The organism is Paenibacillus bouchesdurhonensis (genome assembly GCF_900155685.1).
Lineage (GTDB): Bacteria > Bacillota > Bacilli > Paenibacillales > Paenibacillaceae > Fontibacillus > Fontibacillus bouchesdurhonensis.
The window spans coordinates 4,135,492-4,153,378 of record NZ_LT732548.1 but is presented as its reverse complement, the minus strand read 5'-3'; the positions used below and the strand labels follow the sequence as shown (position 1 = coordinate 4,153,378).

14 protein-coding genes are annotated in these 17,887 nt (G+C 50.8%); 10 read left to right on the top strand and 4 right to left on the bottom strand.

All coding sequences use genetic code 11. From position 1 onward, the window contains the following. Positions 1-6 precede the first annotated feature (6 nt). The 4 genes from CZ379_RS22895 to CZ379_RS22880 form a co-directional block, all read right to left on the bottom strand. The gene (locus CZ379_RS22895) at positions 7-945 is read right to left on the bottom strand and encodes a TIGR01777 family oxidoreductase (RefSeq protein ID WP_110933727.1); all 939 of its coding nucleotides are present in this window, start codon (positions 943-945) and stop codon (positions 7-9) included. A 203-nt stretch (positions 946-1,148) separates the two neighbouring features. Continuing rightward, positions 1,149-1,622, bottom strand: a complete 474-nt coding sequence (locus CZ379_RS22890; RefSeq protein WP_199925739.1) for a DUF2621 domain-containing protein — start codon at positions 1,620-1,622, stop codon at positions 1,149-1,151. Positions 1,623-1,722: 100 nt separating this feature from the next. Continuing rightward, positions 1,723-2,241 carry a spermidine/spermine N(1)-acetyltransferase gene (locus tag CZ379_RS22885; RefSeq protein ID WP_110933726.1) on the bottom strand — a complete coding sequence of 173 codons (519 nt, stop codon included), beginning with the start codon at positions 2,239-2,241 and terminating at the stop codon, positions 1,723-1,725. Between the two features lie 23 nt (positions 2,242-2,264). Further along, positions 2,265-2,717 (bottom strand): MarR family winged helix-turn-helix transcriptional regulator, encoded by a 453-nt coding sequence (locus CZ379_RS22880; RefSeq protein WP_110933725.1) that lies wholly within the window; start codon positions 2,715-2,717, stop codon positions 2,265-2,267. 381 nt (positions 2,718-3,098) lie between these two features. On the opposite strand from CZ379_RS22880, the gene CZ379_RS22875 reads away from it, so the two are divergent. The 10 genes from CZ379_RS22875 to CZ379_RS22825 all read left to right on the top strand — a co-directional run. Beyond that, a complete protein-coding gene (locus CZ379_RS22875) occupies positions 3,099-4,226 on the top strand; it encodes a deoxyribonuclease IV (RefSeq protein WP_110933724.1) in 1,128 nt (375 codons plus the stop codon). Positions 4,227-4,276: 50 nt separating this feature from the next. After that, entirely contained in the window at positions 4,277-5,176 is a 900-nt protein-coding gene (gene purU / locus CZ379_RS22870) for a formyltetrahydrofolate deformylase (protein ID WP_110933723.1), read from the top strand. A 215-nt stretch (positions 5,177-5,391) separates the two neighbouring features. Further along, entirely contained in the window at positions 5,392-7,764 is a 2,373-nt protein-coding gene (locus tag CZ379_RS22860) for a hypothetical protein (RefSeq protein ID WP_110933721.1), read from the top strand. Further along, positions 7,761-8,699: an ABC transporter ATP-binding protein gene (locus CZ379_RS22855; protein ID WP_110933720.1), complete on the top strand. Its 939-nt coding sequence runs from the start codon at positions 7,761-7,763 to the stop codon at positions 8,697-8,699. The genes CZ379_RS22860 and CZ379_RS22855 overlap by 4 nt, the downstream gene beginning before the upstream one ends. After that, a complete protein-coding gene (locus tag CZ379_RS22850; protein WP_110933719.1) occupies positions 8,686-9,624 on the top strand; it encodes an ABC transporter permease in 939 nt (312 codons plus the stop codon). Before CZ379_RS22855 ends, CZ379_RS22850 begins: the two co-directional genes overlap by 14 nt. Before the next feature lie 54 nt (positions 9,625-9,678). Continuing rightward, positions 9,679-11,364 (top strand): phage tail tape measure protein, encoded by a 1,686-nt coding sequence (locus CZ379_RS22845; RefSeq protein ID WP_110933718.1) that lies wholly within the window; start codon positions 9,679-9,681, stop codon positions 11,362-11,364. A 25-nt stretch (positions 11,365-11,389) separates the two neighbouring features. Then, positions 11,390-12,382: an AAA family ATPase gene (locus CZ379_RS22840; RefSeq protein ID WP_110934523.1), complete on the top strand. Its 993-nt coding sequence runs from the start codon at positions 11,390-11,392 to the stop codon at positions 12,380-12,382. Then, a complete protein-coding gene (locus tag CZ379_RS22835; RefSeq protein WP_110933717.1) occupies positions 12,379-13,311 on the top strand; it encodes a DUF58 domain-containing protein in 933 nt (310 codons plus the stop codon). Before CZ379_RS22840 ends, CZ379_RS22835 begins: the two co-directional genes overlap by 4 nt. Before the next feature lie 55 nt (positions 13,312-13,366). Further along, positions 13,367-15,355, top strand: coding sequence for a vWA domain-containing protein (locus tag CZ379_RS22830; RefSeq protein WP_199925738.1), 1,989 nt, complete (start codon positions 13,367-13,369; stop codon positions 15,353-15,355). Next, the coding region (locus tag CZ379_RS22825) for a VWA domain-containing protein (protein ID WP_110934522.1) at positions 15,339-17,887 on the top strand (2,549 nt) is incomplete at its 3' end. The genes CZ379_RS22830 and CZ379_RS22825, both read left to right, overlap by 17 nt.

The window sequence follows — 17,887 nt, the reverse complement described above, 5'->3', positions numbered from 1 at the left end:
CAGAAATCATTTAGCTTTCTTTTTTAAATCTGCCGCAGCAGACTCAAGTTCAGGAAACTGAAAACGGAAGCCGTGTTCCAAAGCGGCTTTCGGTACTACCCTTTGTCCCTCCAGCAGCAAGGCAGACATTTCACCAAGCAGCGCTCTTAGCAGGAAGGCAGGTAGCGGAAACCAATATGGCCTTCGATGTACCCGGCTCACGATTCTGCTGAACTCATCGTTGGTCAGGGGATTTGGGCTTACAGCGTTGATGGCGCCATTCACTTCGGGATGCATCGTACAGAAATCAATCAAGGCAACGATATCGGCGATATGTATCCAGGGTACCCACTGATTGCCGTCTCCAATTTTACCGCCTGCGCCAAGTAAGATAGGAAGTCGCATGAGTGGGTAAGCTCCGCCCGTATTTCCAAGCACTACGCCGGTTCGCAGCTTGACGAGCCTGATACCTTGAAACCCTTCATCCGCTTCAGCCTCCCACTGTCTTGTTACGTTCGCCAGGAAATCCTCAGCATCAGGCGGGGAGTACTCATCAAAGGTTTCCGTGAGGGAAGTTCCATATATACCGACGGCAGAGCCTTGAATGATGACCTTAGGTTTATGATTGAGCGCCTGCACCCATTTGGCGGCTAAATTCGTTGCTTGCAGCCTCGATTCCAAAATGCGGTTTTTGGCCTTGCCGGTCCAACGCTGACTCAGTGTAGCTCCTGCCAAATTGATGACCGCATCTACTTCTAGCTTACTGGATGAAGATTCTGATAGCTGCTCCCACGTCAGATAATTAGGCGAAGCGGCAGCCCCCTGAGTTTGATTCTTTGGATGAGCGCTTGTATCAATTCTCGACTTGCTCCGCGTAATAATCGTAATTTCATGGCCTTGCTGCTGCCAGTAGGACGTTAAGGCACTGCCGATAAAACCTGTCCCCCCGAAAATTACTACTTTCATAGCATTCCCTCCTAAGATAGAATGAACAAACTCCTTTTATATTCAAGAAGAACAGGTATGCTTACGAAGAACGAAGTTGCGTAGAAGTAAATGCAAGTAATCAGGGCATTGGCGTTAAATTGGAAGAGTGAAAAATACACCTTTTAAGAAAAACATCCGGCTGGCGTTGTTCAGGGACGTCGCGACCGGATGCAGGAATTGTGCTATTTGTTAATGAGATGCTGGTAGGGATGGTAGTCGATATTGCTCTTCTCCAGAAAGTTCATCAGGAACTTATAGTCCCTTTTTGGTGTAGCCACAATATAGCCTTTGATGCAGTGATCCTTCGTAACCTCGCTTGCTGCTTCTTCTAAGGCGATTTTGCCGATTTCCGCCGCGATCGAATGCTTGGCGATATCCCGGAAAGGAGTGGGCACAGGCTGTACAAGCTGATCCAGGAAGGCTTTCGCTTCGTCCGTCCACAAATGCCTGCTTTTCTCTACCCAGTGATTCTGCCAATCGAGCTTGGACATGCCGTCGGCCTTCGGAAGCACCTTCAAAAATTTGCGAAACATAAAAAAACCACCGATGCACATAACGCCAAGCATGACGAATCCCCAAAAAGCAATCGAGTTCATAAACCAGCGATTTGGCCCCGGCGCGGCCAGTATAAACCAAGTTATGCTCCAGTGTGGCATCGATTCATTCACCTCGAATAATTAGTCCTTAAACCCTTCAATCTTTAAGAATTATACCTTATTTATGGATTTATACATAGTAATTCACCGATGAAAAATGTTATATGAGTGTTTTCGTCATTATAAAGTCCAATTGTTCTTCATCACCCATAAAGAAAGAGTGTGCTCCATTTTGAACAAAGCCCATTTTCTTATAAAAAGCAATTGCATTTTCATTTTTTTGCCATACACCTAGCCAGACTTTTATTTTTTTACATTCTATCGCAATTTCTATTGCTTTATCTAGCAGGCATTTACCAAGCCCATGTGTTTGAAATTTGTTCTTTATATAAATCCTTTCGATTTCAAGTGATTCATCACCCATTACTTCAGTCTGAGCATCATTGGTATTGACCTTTAAATATCCAGCAATTTCATCATTAAAATAAGTAAAAAAGAATTGCGAAGAAATATTGGATAATTCATTTTCTAGTTTTTTTAAGTTAAAAGCGCTGTCCAGATAGGCATTCATATTTTCGGGAGAATTCTGATGCTTAAATGTCTCCTTAAAAGTTTCATAGCTAATTTCTTGAAGTTGTCGTAAATCCTTAAAAGTACACTTTTTTATAGTTATAGTCATTTAAATATGGCGCTCCTCGATAATTAATATTTTCTCTTATTCCCCTTTTTTACATATTCCCAGTCTTTTTCTACATTTTTTCTCACTCGCTGAAGCAGATTGAAAATGGTTTCTACCTCACCTTCGGAAAAACCATCTAATGCAACAATATTGGAATAATCATTTTCTCTTTTTATAAATGGATACACATATTTCCCTTTCTCTGTTGGAAAGAGTTTTTTTATCTTTTTGTTATGTTTATCTTCTTTTTTTTCGAGGAACCCATTAATTTCAAGTTTTTTAATAGCACGAGCTGCTGTTGTTCGGTCTACTTTTATCATCTCAGCTAACTTTTCTTGAATGATTCCTGGGGTTTCACATATTCGAACAAGGTACAAATACTGTCCTTTTGTAAGGTCGTATTCTTTAAATTCTATATTACTTATAGAATCTAATGCCCTAGCGATCGTTCCAATTTCACGAAGAATTTCCTTCATAATTAACTCCTTGGCACATAGTTTTGTTGTAAATGCAACAAAAGTGCATATAAATAATTTAACCTGATTATGTTGCATTTGCAACAAAAAATAAAAATGCTGAATATATCAATCTCAGTATATAAAAACGACAGATAACCTGACGAAATAAGACCACTAGGCATAGTGGTCTTTAACGCATTAATCGCGAACGTACACTCGCATCGGTTCAAATCAAATATTCCACTTTTCCTGCTTTCTATCCTAAAAGGGTGAAACCAACACCAGGACTGATATTTTTCTAAAAAAGTCCTTCGTCTTCTAACTTAACTAGATTTATATCGACATTCAAGCTAAAATAGGTTTGTTCAAAGAACGTTGTCCATAAGGGGGATAAAGGAAATGTTAAAAATAGGTTCACATGTCTCGTTCTCGGACAAGGGGCTATTAACCGCAACGGAGGAGGCCGCATCTTACGGCTCCAGCTCGTTTATGATATATACCGGCGCACCGCAAAACACGCGCCGCAAACCGATTGAGTCGATGAATATTGAAGACGGCAAGGCTGCGATGGCCGTTGCCGGAATAGACGAAATTGTTGTCCATGCGCCATACATCGTCAATCTTGGCTCCTATAAGTCGAATACGTATCAATTGGCGGTAGACTTCCTGCAGGAAGAAATCCGCCGTACCCATGCGCTGGGCGTACGGAATATTGTGCTTCATCCCGGCGCATTCACGGATAAGGATGCCGAATACGGCATTAACCGGATCGCCGAGGGCTTGAATGAAGTACTGAACGGTACGAATGATACGGAAGTCAATATCGCGCTGGAGACGATGGCCGGCAAAGGTACGGAAATGGGGCGCAGCTTTGAAGAAATCGCTGCGATCATCGATAAAGTACAGCATAACGAACGACTGACGATCTGCTTGGACACCTGCCATATCCATGATGCCGGCTACGATATCGTTAATGATCTGGACGGTGTACTCAATCAATTCGACCAGTTGGTCGGCTTGGATCGGATCGCTGTCGTACACGTAAATGATAGTAAAAATCCAATCGGCGCAAAGAAAGACCGCCATACGCCAATCGGCAGCGGGTGGATCGGATTTGATGCGCTGAACCGCGTCGTGCATCATGAGTTGCTGCAGGGGCGCCCGTTTATTCTAGAGACGCCTTGGATCGGCAAAGAAGCCAAAACCCAACGGCCGATGTACGAAGTCGAAATCGCCCTGCTTCGCGGCGACGTTACGGGAAGATTCGGCGAATCCTTCCTGACGGAAATGGAAATGCTGAACAGCTTTTTTGCAAAACGCGATATAACACAGCGGGCGTTCGTGCTGGACACGTGGACGTTGCTCAAGAATGATGCCAAAGCGAGAAAGGCTGATCCGCGCGAGCCGCTAGAGCGATTATACGACCTCGTCTTGGAAGCCAATCTGTTCCCGGATTATACGGAGGAGCAAATCAATTTCAGATTGATCGGTTGGCTGGCGGCGAAGGATTTATCCGCTACTGTATAAGCGTTTTAGGTATGTGTTAATAAAAGTTACTGGGAGGATTTGAGAGAAAGATGGATATCCATGTTAAAACAGGCGCAAGGCCTGCAAAACCATACGAAAATCACCGGGCGCGGATGCTGATTTCCTGCCCGGACGGGCCTGGCATTGTCGCTGCCGTATCTGATTTTCTTTATCAGCACGGCGCGAATATCGTTCAATCGGATCAGTATACGATGGATCCTGAGGGCGGCATGTTTTTTATGCGGGTCGAATTTGACCTGGAACAGCTGCATGACAAGTTGACGGAATTAAAACAGGATTTTGCGGTCATTGCTGCCAAATTCGAAATGAAATGGGACATATATCCGCTGAATCAGAAGAAGAAGCTGGCTATTTTCGTATCCAAGGAGGACCATTGCTTGGTAGAACTGCTCTGGCAATGGCAAGCAGGCGACCTAGATGCGGAAATTTCCATGGTCGTCAGCAACCATCCTGACAATAAAGAATATGTCGAATCGTTCGGAATTCCTTTCTATCATATTCCGGTTACCCCGGACACCAAAAGAGAGGCCGAGCAGAAGCAGCTGGAGCTGGTTAATGGAAAAGTAGACCTGATTGTACTGGCCAGATATATGCAAATCCTGTCTCCGGCTCTGATCGATCCTTACCGGAACCGCATTATTAATATCCACCATTCCTTCCTGCCCGCCTTCGTCGGAGGCAAGCCATACGCGCAAGCTTATGATCGCGGCGTGAAGATCATCGGCGCTACAGCCCATTACGTAACGGAAGAGCTGGATGGCGGCCCAATTATTGAGCAGGACGTTCAGCGCGTCAGCCATCGTGATGACGTTGGGGAGCTGAAGCGCATCGGCCGCACGATTGAGAGAGTTGTACTGGCACGCGCAGTGAAATGGCATATTGAGGATCGCATCCTCGTGCATCAGAACAAAACCGTCGTGTTCAGCTAAGGTTGAACTGAAATTACTAATTTACCTTGAACAACTAGGAAGCCGTCACAGTTGGCATGCATGTCATACTGGACGGCTTTAGCTTTACGTTTTTCGCGCGCATTTGTAAGCTTTTGCCGTTTCATGCAGAAAATTAGTTGCGGGAACGTAAACATTTTGGTCGCTTGAAACGTCCTATTAATAGAATCATTGCGTGGATGAGAGGAGAGAATCATTTGTTATCACATGACAATAAGAGGGCATCCCTAACAGTGCTGTGGCTGGTTATTGCCATATTAGCGCTGCTGCCGGGGCTCACGAGCCCCAAGCCCGCCTATGCGGCAGAGCCGTCGATTTCTATCAAGACGGATATTGGCTTCGATGGCCATTACAAAATGGGAGAATGGACGCCGCTTAAAATTACGCTGACCAGCGATACGGATTTATCAGGTGATATCGTTGTCCAGGTGGAGTATCCATTTAACGCAAGCCAGGCTTCCTATGTCCAAAGCGTAGATTTGCCTGCGGGTACGCCGAAGGAAATTACCTTTGGCATTCTGGGGCATTCCTTTCACAAGGACAACAACTCGATCCGCTTCTACAAAGATTCGGTAGAAACGGGAAAATATATTCCCTTTAAAACCAAAGCTCCATATTTGAATTCCGGCGCAAGCAGCGGCACTCTGATTGGTGTGCTGGCTCCTGATCCGGACAGCATGAATTTTCTCAGTGTGCTGAACGGCAAGGGAAAGGATGTAAAGCTCATCCCCCTTAAGCCGGAACAATTACCGGAGGATGCCGCCCTGCTGGCAGGGCTGGATACGCTCGTCATTAATAATTATACGACTGGGAATCTCGGGACTAAGCGGGTAGATGCGATTAAGGCCTGGGTGAACAAAGGCGGAACACTCGTTCTTGCCGGAGGTGCTGGCTATGCGAAAACGATCCAGGGGCTGGAGGAGCTGTCCCCAGTTGACTATTCCGGCCATGCGGATGTCACCTCGCTGAAGGAGCTGGAGAAAGTGACTGGCAAGTCAATACCCTTGACTTCGTCGTTCCCTATTTCCGCCGTTAAGCTGAAAGATGGCGCGCAGACGATAATTAATGGAGAACAGCCTTTGTTTGTTTCCTGGGATGTAAGCAAAGGCGCGGTAATTTATGCCGCTTATGATGTTTCCATGGAGCCGTTGCAATCCTGGCCGGGTCATGCCGAGTTATGGAATACGGTGCTTCAGCAGCACGAGCCCTTAGCAGCGACTTCGCAAGCCAACATGGGCTGGAAGGGAAATATAGCCCAGCGGATCGATCATTTGCTGGATTATTTTCCAAGCCTGACATTGCCGCCGTATTCTTTGCTGCTTTGGCTGCTGCTGGGATATGCAGTGATTGTTGCCCCAGGACTGTATTTCGTGCTGAAAAAATTGGATAAGCGCGAATGGGCATGGCTGCTGATTCCGGTCATTGCCGTACTTGCCAGCGGCGGAATTTACGTAGCTGGTACGACAGGCAAAAGCACGCTGCGCACGAACACGCTCAGCATTTTTGAATTAGATGGCAAGGGCTATGCCGACCGCTCCACGTCAACAGCATTATTTATCCCGCGCAGCGGGAACTACAAGCTGAGCTTCCCAGCTGGAACGCATGTTACGGTGCAGCGTGAAGACGGGCTCATTTCCGGTGGCCAGTCGAATGCTTCCGAGCGGCAGTTGATTCGGAAGAGCGATAGCGAAACGACTGTGAATTTAAAAGGAATGACGTACCGCTCCCTGGCCAAGTTCACCGTGGAGCAGCTGGAGGATCGGCAATTCGGTCAACTGGAAGTCAATATTTCCTTTGATGATCAGGGGGCGCCCCAAGGGACGGTTGCAAATAAAACTATGATGGATTTAACGGATACTGCGATTATATTGAACGATAAATTGTACTTGCTTGGAGATCTTGCCAAAGGTGAAACGGCCGCGATCACGTCGAATCCGATCCCCGTAAGCTACAATGATTATGGCTATCATATATTCCCAACCGTTGGCAATCGCGAAGAGAATATGAAGCAGGAACGTGCCAGAGGCCTGGTTAACAGCTATTTCAACCGGGGCAATATGACGCATAACTATGCCTTCATTGGCTGGAGCAAGGACGAATTGCTCGAGTATGGGGTTAACGGTAAAAATGTGGAAGATGATTCGCTGAATATGTGGGTTCAGCGTATTAATCCAGAGTTCCAAAAAAATGGACAATGGAGTATGCCTTATGGGTATATTCAACCTACCATCGCCAAGACAACGTCTTCCGAGTGGGGCTATGAGTCCAGCGGCAATGTGCATATGTCCGCCGGCGAAATGGAGCTTGAATATGTATTGCCTAACGAGGTTGAGTATTCTGAGCTGAAAATGCGCCAAAACAATCGTGGGTACAACATGAGTATGGCGGTATGGAATGCCTCTAAGGGAGAGCTTGAGCCTTTGCAATTTAATCAGGGAATTGTCGAGCTCGCCCAGCCGATAGATCAATACTTGGTCGGTGGGACGACGCTGCGCGTTGTCATCACTACGCAGGATTGGAACGGATTTGACCTGCCGGAAATCGCTGTAAAGGGGAGTAGCAGCCGATGATAGAAATACGCAATTTGACGAAAACCTATGGAAGCTTTGAAGCGCTGAAGTCGGTGAATATTTCCATTTCAAAAGGGACTGTGTTCGGATTTGTAGGGCCGAATGGAGCCGGGAAGTCAACGACGATGTCGATTCTGGCAACCTTGCTGCTGCCCACCTCTGGGACGGCGACGGTAGGCGGCTTCGAGGTCACCGAGCAGCCGCATGAGGTGCGAAAGAGAATCGGGTACATGCCGGACTTCTTCGGGGTTTATGATCAGTTTAGAACGACGGAGTACCTGCATTTTTACGGAGCCAGCTATGGCATACCTCGTCCTGACCGGGAGAAGCTTATCCCGCAGCTGCTTGAGTTGGTTAATTTAAGCGATAAGCAGAATGCATATGTGGACAGCCTGTCTCGCGGTATGAAGCAAAGGCTGTGCCTGGCCCGCTGCCTAGTGCATGATCCCGATGTGCTCATACTTGATGAGCCGGCTTCGGGCCTTGATCCCCGCGCTCGGATCGAAATGAGGGAAATTTTGAAAGAGTTGAAGCTCATGGGCAAAACGATTATTATTTCGTCGCATATTTTGCCTGAGCTCGCGGAAATGGTGGACGAGATCGGCGTGATTGAGCATGGAGAGATGGTGGCTCAGGGCAAGGTGGCTGACATCCAAAATAGACTGCGCGTCAAGCGGGTGTTGCATATACGCGTCATGGAACGCGGGGACGAGCTAGCCAATATGCTCCGTGACGAACTCCATGTCACTCAAGTGCTGAGCGATTCTACAGGGGTGCATGTTCATTTTAGCGGCGGGGATGCCGAGCAGGCTGAGCTGCTGAATAAAGTCATTGGCGCGGGGTACGGGGTTGTGTCCTTCCATGAAGCACAGACCAATCTTGAGGATGTATTCCTGGAGATTACGAAGGGAGGCGCGGCGGATGAATTGGCGTAGGAAATTGATTAATCCTGTGATGGATAAAGAGTTTCGTCTCCGCATGAGATCATCTCGTTCTGCCGTTACGGTGTTTGTCTATGTGTTGGTGATGGGGCTCCTAGCGATGGGCATTATTTATGTCATGATGAGCAGCGGTGCAGGTTTTTCGGGCCGCATTGACCCAAGCACAAGCCGGGTCATGTTCTACGCGCTCAGCATTGCCCAGCTAGTGCTAATAGCGTTTATGACACCTGCGCTGACGGCCGGAGTCATTAGCGGTGAGCGGGAGAAGCAGACCTTAAACATGCTGCTGACGACCCAGCAGAGCTCGTCGACGATTATTCTGAGCAAGCTGGTATCTTCGTTAAGCTTCATGACATTAGTCATTTTGGCGACGCTGCCGGTGTACAGCATAGCTTTCCTTTATGGAGGAGTAGCTCCAAAGCAGCTTGTATTCGTCTTTTTATTTTATTTGTTCATTATGCTGCTGCTCGGTTCATTGGGCGTGCTATTTTCTACGTTGTTCAAACGAACGATGGTTGCCGTAATTATGACTTATGGTGTAGGACTTGTTATTTTTCTCGTTACGGGAATTGTTTATTTGTTTGCAATGGGAGTGGTTCAGGCTAATTACTATGTATCAGGGACGGCTCTAGCTTCAGATTATTCCTGGATCGGATTTATCCTTGGACTTAACCCGGCGGGAGCGTTGATCAGCATTTTTGAACCGTCGTTCTCGGATAGCGTCTTTCTTGCGCATTCACGAGGCCAGCAGGGCAGTGCGCCGATTCAGTTGTGGCAGCAATTCTTGCTCGTTTATAGTGTAGTTATAGCTTTGGTGCTTTGGCTAGCGATCCGTTATATCCGTCCAGTCAAACGAGGGCGGGGCAAGAAGCGTCTCCAGACGGATTGGGAACCGCAGGACAATGAGCAGACGGAGTAACAACCAGGCATAAAAAAGGTTTCGTATTTGGAGCTATGAGGGGAGGCCGGCAGCATGAAGGAAATATATCAACAGCTCAGCTCGGTACGCCGACGCATGCAATGGCTTAGAGCGTGGGATGGATTTCGGCATGGCTTGATCATCGGCCTGGGAGCCGCTTTATTATGGCTGGCTGTCGGCCGCCTGCGGCCGATTGAGGGCTTGCTGTGGCAAGGAGCCGGTGTAATCGTATTGACTGCGTTGTTTGGTATGGTATGGGGATTGTTCGCAAGGCGGGTATCCCTAATGGATGCAGCCCGTATGATGGATCGTCAGGTGACCGGGAAGGAAAGGCGAGACGATATGGCAACGGCGCTGTCGTTCGGCGAAGCGGATACGGTTGCGGCGAAGTGGCAGCGCGCTCAAGCTGTTGAGTATGGCTCGGCCTACTTGCGAGAGATCAAGCGGCGGCTCCCCTTTGCGGTTCGCCGAAAATTTTGGATGTCTGGCGCATGTTTGCTGATGGCGATAGCCCTGCTGGTTGTATTGCCGAATCCGATGAATCAGGAGCTTGCGAAGCGCAAAGAGCAAAGGGAATGGGTAACCGCCCAGAAGCAGGAGACGAACGAAAGAGTCCAAGAGCTGGAGGCGCGCAAGCTGGAGCCAATCGCGCAAGATGCCCTAAACCGGGAAATAGCTGAGCTGAGGCGCGCGCTGGAGTTAAGCAAGGCGCCTGAGGAAGCGCTGGATAGTGTAGAGAATACGATGAAAAGCTTGAAGGAAATGGCCGATAAAATAGAACTCAAGCAAAAGGAAACAGAGAAATGGCTGGATCAGTGGAAGGTCAATCCGTTATCTCAAGGCTTGGCTGAGGCGCTGAAACAGCAAAATCAACAGGCGTTGAAAGAGAAAATGGACGATTTCCGTCGGCAAGCTGCCTCAAAGTCCGAGGAAGAACGCAAACAGCTTGCCCAGGATTTACAGCGTATTGCCGAGGCTGCGCCACAAGACGATGAGAAAGCGCTGCGTCTGGCGGAAGCTTTGAAAAAAGCTGCAGAAGCGCTCGAACAGGGAAATTCGGAAGAGATAGAGCAGGCATTGGAATTGCTGAATCAAGCGATTCAAGAGAATGCCGCCGGTTTGAATTCCGATATGGATCAGGCCGAGGCTGCCGCGGCATTAGCCGCCGCGCTAGCGAAGCAGGGAATGGAGCTCGCGGAGCAAATGGCCGCCTCCGGCCTTGCTGTTTCCGATACTTGGAGTATGGGCGGAGTCGCTGATCAATTAGCTGCTGGTTATTTACCCGCCGGCGGGGAGCCAGGGAGCGGCAATTCTGGTGATCATGGAGGCGGCCAGGGTCAGGGCTCCGGGCAAGGGAGCGGTCAAGGTTCAGGCTTCGGATCGGGCAGCGGCAACGGCAGTGGCACGGGAAATGGCGGCCAAGGCACTGGCAGTGGTCAAGGAAATGGCATAGGCCTGGGTGCGGGACTCGGGAGCGGCGGACGGGAGCTTGTTACCACGCCGCGCGACCTGCAGGGCAGTGGAAATATAGAGCGGGATGGCGGCGAAATTCACGGCGGCGGCGGTGATGTGCAAAAAGGCGGCAAGTCGCCAGTATTTGACGGAGTAAGCCGGCCCTATGACGAGGTGTATAGCGATTATGCCGCCGAAGCCAAGCGCTCCCTGGAGCGAAGCGAGCTGCCGCAAAGCATGCAAAGCCTGGTAGAGAGCTATTTTACCGAAATAGATCCGGGATATTGAGGACGAAGGAGAAGAGGGACATATGATGCTAGAAGCAAATGCACGGGTGGAGTCGTGGACAAATACAATATCAAGCGTGCGGGAGCAGATTGGAAAAGTCATTGTGGGCCAGGAGGAGATTGTCGAGCAGCTGCTCTGGTGCGTGTTTGCTGGAGGACATGCCTTGCTTGAAGGCATTCCCGGACTAGGGAAGACGATGCTCGTCCGTACGATTGCTGACACCTTAGACCTGTCATTCTCGCGAATTCAGTTTACGCCCGATCTGATGCCGAGTGATATAACCGGAACAAACGTTATTCGTTTTGGGCCGCAAGGCAGCACGGATACAGTCTTCCAGCCTGGGCCGGTGTTCAGCAGCATTGTGCTGGCGGACGAAATCAACCGTGCTACGCCGAAGACGCAGAGCGCCATGCTTGAGGCGATGCAGGAGCAGACAGTAACCATTGGCGGGGAGACGCATAGATTGCCGCAGCCGTTTTTTGTCCTGGCCACGCAAAATCCGTTGGAGAATGAGGGGACATATCCTTTGCCGGAGGCGCAGCTTGACCGTTTTCTATTGAAAATTCATGTTAGTTATCCATCTCCCGACGAGCTTAAGGAGATCGTCCGCCGTACGACTTCCGGCAATCAGCCGACTCCGGATAAGGTGGCTTCGGCTGGAGAACTGCTGGAAATCAGGCAAGCTGCTAAAGAGGTTCTGCTTGCCGACGATGTGCTCGATTATGGGGTGCGGCTGCTAATGATGACACATCCCGAGGAAGCCTCGGCTCCGGAGTCCGTGCGCAAATATTTGCTGTTCGGATCGGGGCCGCGGGGAATCCAGTCGATTGTATCGGTAGCCAAGGTAAGGGCAATTTCGAAAGGAAGGCTGCATGTGTCGACCGGAGATATCGCGGCGGTAGCCGTTCCAGCGCTGCGCCATCGTTTATTTTTGAATTTTGAAGGACAAGCGCTGGGAGTATCCCCGGACAAGTTGATTGAAGATATTCTGTCCGTGCTTGAGGAGGGAAGACGATGATCGAACCTCTCCTTCCGCCATCGCTTCTTCCCCGCCTGGAACGGCTGTCGATAGTCTCCAAGCGGCGGGTGCGCGGAACGATGCAGGGGAAGAGGCGCTCAAACCGCTTTGGGTCATCGCTGGAATTTGCCGATTATCGGGAATACGCGCCGGGAGACGATATCCGCCGTTTCGACTGGGGCGTATATTCCCGAACGGGTAGACCCTTTGTTCGTCAATATTGGGATGAGCAGGAGCTGCAGGTGAATCTGTATGTAGATATTTCCGCCTCGATGGACTTTGGAGACAAAGAAGCATCCGCTAAAAATAATGAGCCGTCGTCTGGCGCGAACAAGCTGAATTATGCGAAGCGCCTTGCTGCTTCCGTTGGATACATGGCTTTGGCCTCATATGACCGCGTGCAGGGAACGGTGTTCAGTTCAGAGGTGGAGGGACAATTGCCTCCTATTCGGGGAAAGGCCTCTGCGGCTAGACTGTTCTCGTTTTTGCAGGCGGCGGAGCCGAGCGGCATCGGGAATTTGGCTCAGGCGCTGCGACAGCCCAAAGCACTCCCCAAACAGCCGGGAATGACATGGGTTTTTTCTGATTTTTGGCTGGATGGCGGAATAGATGAGCTGGCGCAGACATTGTCCTTCTTGCTGGCTGCCGGGCAGGAAATTGTATTGGTACAGGTCTTGTCGCCCGAGGAAACTGCCCCGAATCTGAGTGGAGATTTACGGCTGGTGGACAGCGAGTTGGGTACGGGCAAAGAAATCGCATTGACCGGAAAAGTGCTGGATGCCTATAGACGTACTTTGCAGGCTTATCAAGCGGAAATTGCGCATTTTTGCAGTGAACGGGCTATTTATTATGTACAGATCACGACTGATACCCCATTAGAAACGGGAATATTCGAGACGCTGCGCGGAGCGGGAGTGCTTGGCTCTTAAGCTGTTTTTGAATTGGAAGCAGATCATGTTAGAGCAACTAGAAAGGGGTGAAAAGATGGGAATTTCCTTTTGGCCCGGACTGTGGTTCGCATTGGCGATTCCGCTGATCGTGCTGATGTATCTGTTTAAGCGAAAGTATATAGATACGCTGGTACCCAGCCATTTGCTGTGGAATCGCGTGCTGCGCAATATCGAGGCTAACCGCCCTTGGCAGAAGCTGCAAAATCGACTGCTGCTATGGCTGCAGTTGCTTGTAGCTGCATTGCTTGCATTTGCGTTGATGATGCCTTTTATTTGGGTCAAAGGCGGCTTGGAAGGGCACACCGTTATCATTGTAGATACATCGGCGAGCATGAGTGCGGCATGGAACGGCGAAACCGAGAAGGATACTCATTCATCCCGAACGGCGATGGACGAGCTTAAGCAGCAGGTTGGCAAGTACATCGAATCGTTGGGAGCGGACGGCGAGGTAACCTTGTTAAAGCTGGGGATGGTGCCGGAGGTGCTGTTGACTCGTGAAAAGAATCAGAAGGCGATCCGTGATCAAGTGGATAAGCTGGCGGTTGAATACGGCAAGGCTGCTTATCGGGAGACGATGTCCCTGGCTGTGGCATTAACGAAGGATGATCCTGACGCGAGAATGATTATTTTTACGGATGAGCAGTGGAGCGAGCCGGCGGACGATATTCCGTTTGCTGTTCCGTTGGAGGTTGTATCTCTGAGAGGAGCCGCGGTTAATAATGCAGCCGTAGAGCAATTCGGCGTAAAAAGCGATGGGGAGAACGGCACGGGGGTAGCTGTGATTCGGAATCACGGCGGGAGCCCGGTCGAAGTGAATTTGGAACTGTTTGGGGATGGCAAACTACTGGCATCGGAATCCGTGAAGATTAAGAATGGCGAGGCCGCAACCGTTACCTTCGGAGAACTGCCTACTGCGGATATTTACAAATTAAAGCTGGCAACGGATGACGACTATGCGCCTGACAACGAGGCTTTTGCATTCCGTGAAAAGGGCGGTGCCCCAGGCGTGCTGCTTATTTCCCAGGGCAACCTTTTTCTGGAGAAGGCACTTCAGCTAGCGGGAGCTAGGGTAACCCGGATGGAGCCCTTATCAAGCTCGGCAAATGCAGGGGATGAAGAGGCGGCCAAAGCTCCGGAAACTCCCAAAGACAGGCCGGATCTGATCATTATGGATGGCAAGTCCCCTGCATATTTGGAAACCGGGGAATGGGGCCGGCTAGTGAAAGAGATACCGACTTGGACACTGGGCGGTGATGGAGCAACCATTCAGCCTCCGAACGGCAGAACGATGATATTCGATCACCCGGTTATGCGCTATATCTCGTTGAATGATCCGCCAACCGGAACCCTTCTTGATAGGGAATTGCCAATATGGGGCAAGCCGCTCATCGAAGTTGGCTCGAAGACAGCGGCTTATGCCGGAACCGAGAGCGGAATCAATCGGCTCGTATTCCTCTTTTCCTTAAGTGATGGTGATTTGCCGCTCCGTCCGGAATTCCCGGTAATGGTCAACAATGCAGTTCAGTGGCTGCAAGCGGGTCGGACGACGGGGCTGGGCCGCGTGGTCGCGGGTTCAACGCTGGAAATCCCGGCAACTGTAGAGGCGACGGATGGCGCTTGGATCGCGGCGGATGGCTATGCGCTGGGAACAGGGGCGGCGCCGATTCCGGCAATCATTCAAAATGAGAGCTTGGCTGCTGAGCAAACTGCACCGAAGCTCCCCGGCCTCTGGCGATTTGAAACGAAGGGAGCAGACGGCAGCGAACTCCCTGGCTACTATGTGGAGGTGATCGCTTATCCGTCCGAATCCGCGATGGGGCAGCCTAAGCCGCTTGTATTTGGCGGTGATGACAAAGACACTAACGATAGCAGCAGCGGTACCCCTGTAAACGGAGCTTCGAGCGAATCAAATATAAGTATCGAAGCGAAGTCCAAGCATTCCCTTGCTTACTTGGCGGTGCTACTGGCTCTGATCGTGATTATCGCAGAATGGGGGGTGTACCAGCGTGGGCGTTCAATTTAATCATCCATGGGTTTTGCTGCTGCTCCTCCTTGTGTTCGCTGGTGCATTTTACGCCTATCGTTCGGATTTCCGGCTCAGCGGTGGCAGGAAGAAATGGGCCGTAGGCCTGCGGGTCACGATTGTTACATTGTTAATATTGGCGCTTGCCGATTTTCAGACCTTTACACTGGTTAAAAATAAGGAAGCCGTGTTTCTTATCGACCGTTCCGCCAGCATGGAGGATATCGACTCATCCTTGGCGTGGGCCGCGAAAGCGTCCAGCGGTAAAGGGGAGCAGGATAGCACGGCCATCGTCTCGGCAGGGCTCGATGCTGTCATTGAAAAAAATCTCGATATCCTGCCGCTGTCGACCGGCGGCGCCCGCGCTGAAGTGAATGCGGCTTTTACTCATTTGGAGAAAGGGCTTCAGCTTGCGGGCAGTCTATTCGGTGGTAAAGGCAACCAGCGGATCATCGTTATTTCGGATGGCGAGGAAAATGTAGGTGATGTCCTTTCCGCAGCAAGAACGCTGAAGGACAGAGGCATTGCGGTTGATGTGCTGCAGGCTCCGGTGAAAGAGCGGAGGGATGCAGCCGTTGAGTCGCTGAGCATTCCGGAGAAGCTGTACCGGGCAGAGTCATTTACGTTCGAAGTATCGATTCGCAGTACTTTTTCCGGCAGCGGCGAGCTGCGGCTGTATGAGGATAATCAGGAAATTGGCCGCAAAACAGTGACGCTGGATCGAGGAGAGAATCGCTTCGCTTTACAGGGCCTGGCCAGAGAACCAGGGCTTCATCGCTACAGGGCAGAAATATTCATGGACGGGGACGAGCAGGCAGCAAACAATGCCAATTATGCTTTTACCCGCGTGACTGGCAGTCCAAAGGTATTGATCGTCGAGGGAAAGCCGGGAACGTCCTCGAATCTGGAAAATGCACTGAAATCGGGCTTGATTCAGTATACGGTCATCGAGCCTGGCCTGCTGCCGACGGAAATGGCGAAATACGCCGGCTATGACAGCGTCATCTTTAACAATGTATCCGGCGAACAGGTCGGAGGCAAGCAGATGGAGCTCATCGAGCAGGCGGTTCGTTCCTATGGCGTCGGCTTCATGATGGTCGGTGGAGAAGAGAGTTTTGGCATGGGCGGTTATTTCAAAACGCCGATCGAGAAGCTCCTTCCGGTATCGATGGAGCTGCAGGGCAAGCGGGAGATCCCGTCTCTTGGGCTCATTCTCGTCATCGACCGATCCGGCAGCATGGCAGGGGACAATATCAGGCTGGCCAAGGAATCGGCGATACGTACGGTCGAAATGCTGCGATCCAAGGATACGGTAGGCGTTGTCGCCTTTGACGACAGGCCATGGTGGGTCGTAGAGCCGACGAAGCTCGGGGATCAGAAGGATGATGTTATCGCCAAGATCAATAGCATTCCAAGCGCGGGCGGGACGAATATTTATCCGGCCGTGGCGGATGCGACGAATAAACTGCTGGAGGTCGAGGCTCAGCGCAAACATATCATTCTGTTAACGGATGGACAGTCGGCGGTGAACTCAGGTTACGATGAACTACTGAATACGATGAAGGACAATCATATGACGATGTCCACCGTCGCTGTCGGCGATGGCGCGGATACGCAGCTGCTTGAATCGCTCGCCAAGGGCGCCAAAGGCCGTTATTATTTTGTAAAAGATGCGACGACTTTGCCGACGATATTCAGCCGGGAAGCGGCGATGATTGCTAGAACATATATCGTGGATAAACCCTTCGTTCCTGCCCTTGTCCAGCCGGGAGATTGGCGTGAATCGTTGTCCGGCGGACTGCCGACCATCTACGGTTATGTGGCCACATCGGCTAAATCGACTGCGCAGACGGTGCTGGCAAGTCCCGAGCCTGACCCCCTGCTGGCCCGCTGGCAGTACGGCTCTGGACGAGCCGTAGCCTGGACGAGCGATTTGACGGGGAAATGGTCGCGGGACTGGGTGAATTGGCCAGGGTTTCCGAGCGTATTCGCGGATATGGTGAAATGGACTTTCCCGCAGTTTTCGGCTTCGCCTTTTGAAGTGAACACGACGGTAAAGGGCAACGAGGTTTATTTTGAAGTTGCTGCTGCGGAAGGGGCAAATCCGCCGGAGGAGCTTGAGGCTATTGTCACTGGCGAGGATTTGAGCGATGTTACAGTACCGCTAATTCAGACGTCTCCCGGGGTGTATACCGGGGTGACTTCTGTGCGTGAGCCGGGCTCTTTCCTCCTTCAGTTGCAGGGCAAGCGCGGGGATGAAATTGTGGATGGCGGAGGAACGGGCACTGGCTTCGTGATCCCTTATTCACCCGAGTATCGGATCGTGACGGAGGATGCCGGGGAGAAGCTGGCCAAGCTTGCCGCTTTAACGGGCGGGCGCGAGCTGAAATGGGAGGAGCCGAGCGCGCTGTTCGATTTCCCGGTGCAGCCGTATAAGTCGCTGCGCAGCTGGGAGCGCGCGCTGCTCGTCGCCGCGCTGCTGCTCTGGCTCGCCGACATCGCCGTCCGGCGTCTGGCGCTGCCCTGGGGCCG

What these genes read in the sequence shown, in the direction of transcription:
- CZ379_RS22895 (WP_110933727.1), bottom strand. Translation starts at nt 945, where the DNA reads ATGAAAGTAGTAATTTTCGGGGGGACAGGTTTTATCGGCAGTGCCTTA.
- CZ379_RS22890 (WP_199925739.1), bottom strand. Translation starts at nt 1,622, where the DNA reads ATGCCACACTGGAGCATAACTTGGTTTATACTGGCCGCGCCGGGGCCA.
- CZ379_RS22885 (WP_110933726.1), bottom strand. Translation starts at nt 2,241, where the DNA reads ATGACTATAACTATAAAAAAGTGTACTTTTAAGGATTTACGACAACTT.
- CZ379_RS22880 (WP_110933725.1), bottom strand. Translation starts at nt 2,717, where the DNA reads ATGAAGGAAATTCTTCGTGAAATTGGAACGATCGCTAGGGCATTAGAT.
- CZ379_RS22875 (WP_110933724.1), top strand. Translation starts at nt 3,099, where the DNA reads ATGTTAAAAATAGGTTCACATGTCTCGTTCTCGGACAAGGGGCTATTA.
- purU (WP_110933723.1), top strand. Translation starts at nt 4,277, where the DNA reads ATGGATATCCATGTTAAAACAGGCGCAAGGCCTGCAAAACCATACGAA.
- CZ379_RS22855 (WP_110933720.1), top strand. Translation starts at nt 7,761, where the DNA reads ATGATAGAAATACGCAATTTGACGAAAACCTATGGAAGCTTTGAAGCG.
- CZ379_RS22850 (WP_110933719.1), top strand. Translation starts at nt 8,686, where the DNA reads ATGAATTGGCGTAGGAAATTGATTAATCCTGTGATGGATAAAGAGTTT.
- CZ379_RS22845 (WP_110933718.1), top strand. Translation starts at nt 9,679, where the DNA reads ATGAAGGAAATATATCAACAGCTCAGCTCGGTACGCCGACGCATGCAA.
- CZ379_RS22840 (WP_110934523.1), top strand. Translation starts at nt 11,390, where the DNA reads ATGCTAGAAGCAAATGCACGGGTGGAGTCGTGGACAAATACAATATCA.
- CZ379_RS22835 (WP_110933717.1), top strand. Translation starts at nt 12,379, where the DNA reads ATGATCGAACCTCTCCTTCCGCCATCGCTTCTTCCCCGCCTGGAACGG.
- CZ379_RS22830 (WP_199925738.1), top strand. Translation starts at nt 13,367, where the DNA reads ATGGGAATTTCCTTTTGGCCCGGACTGTGGTTCGCATTGGCGATTCCG.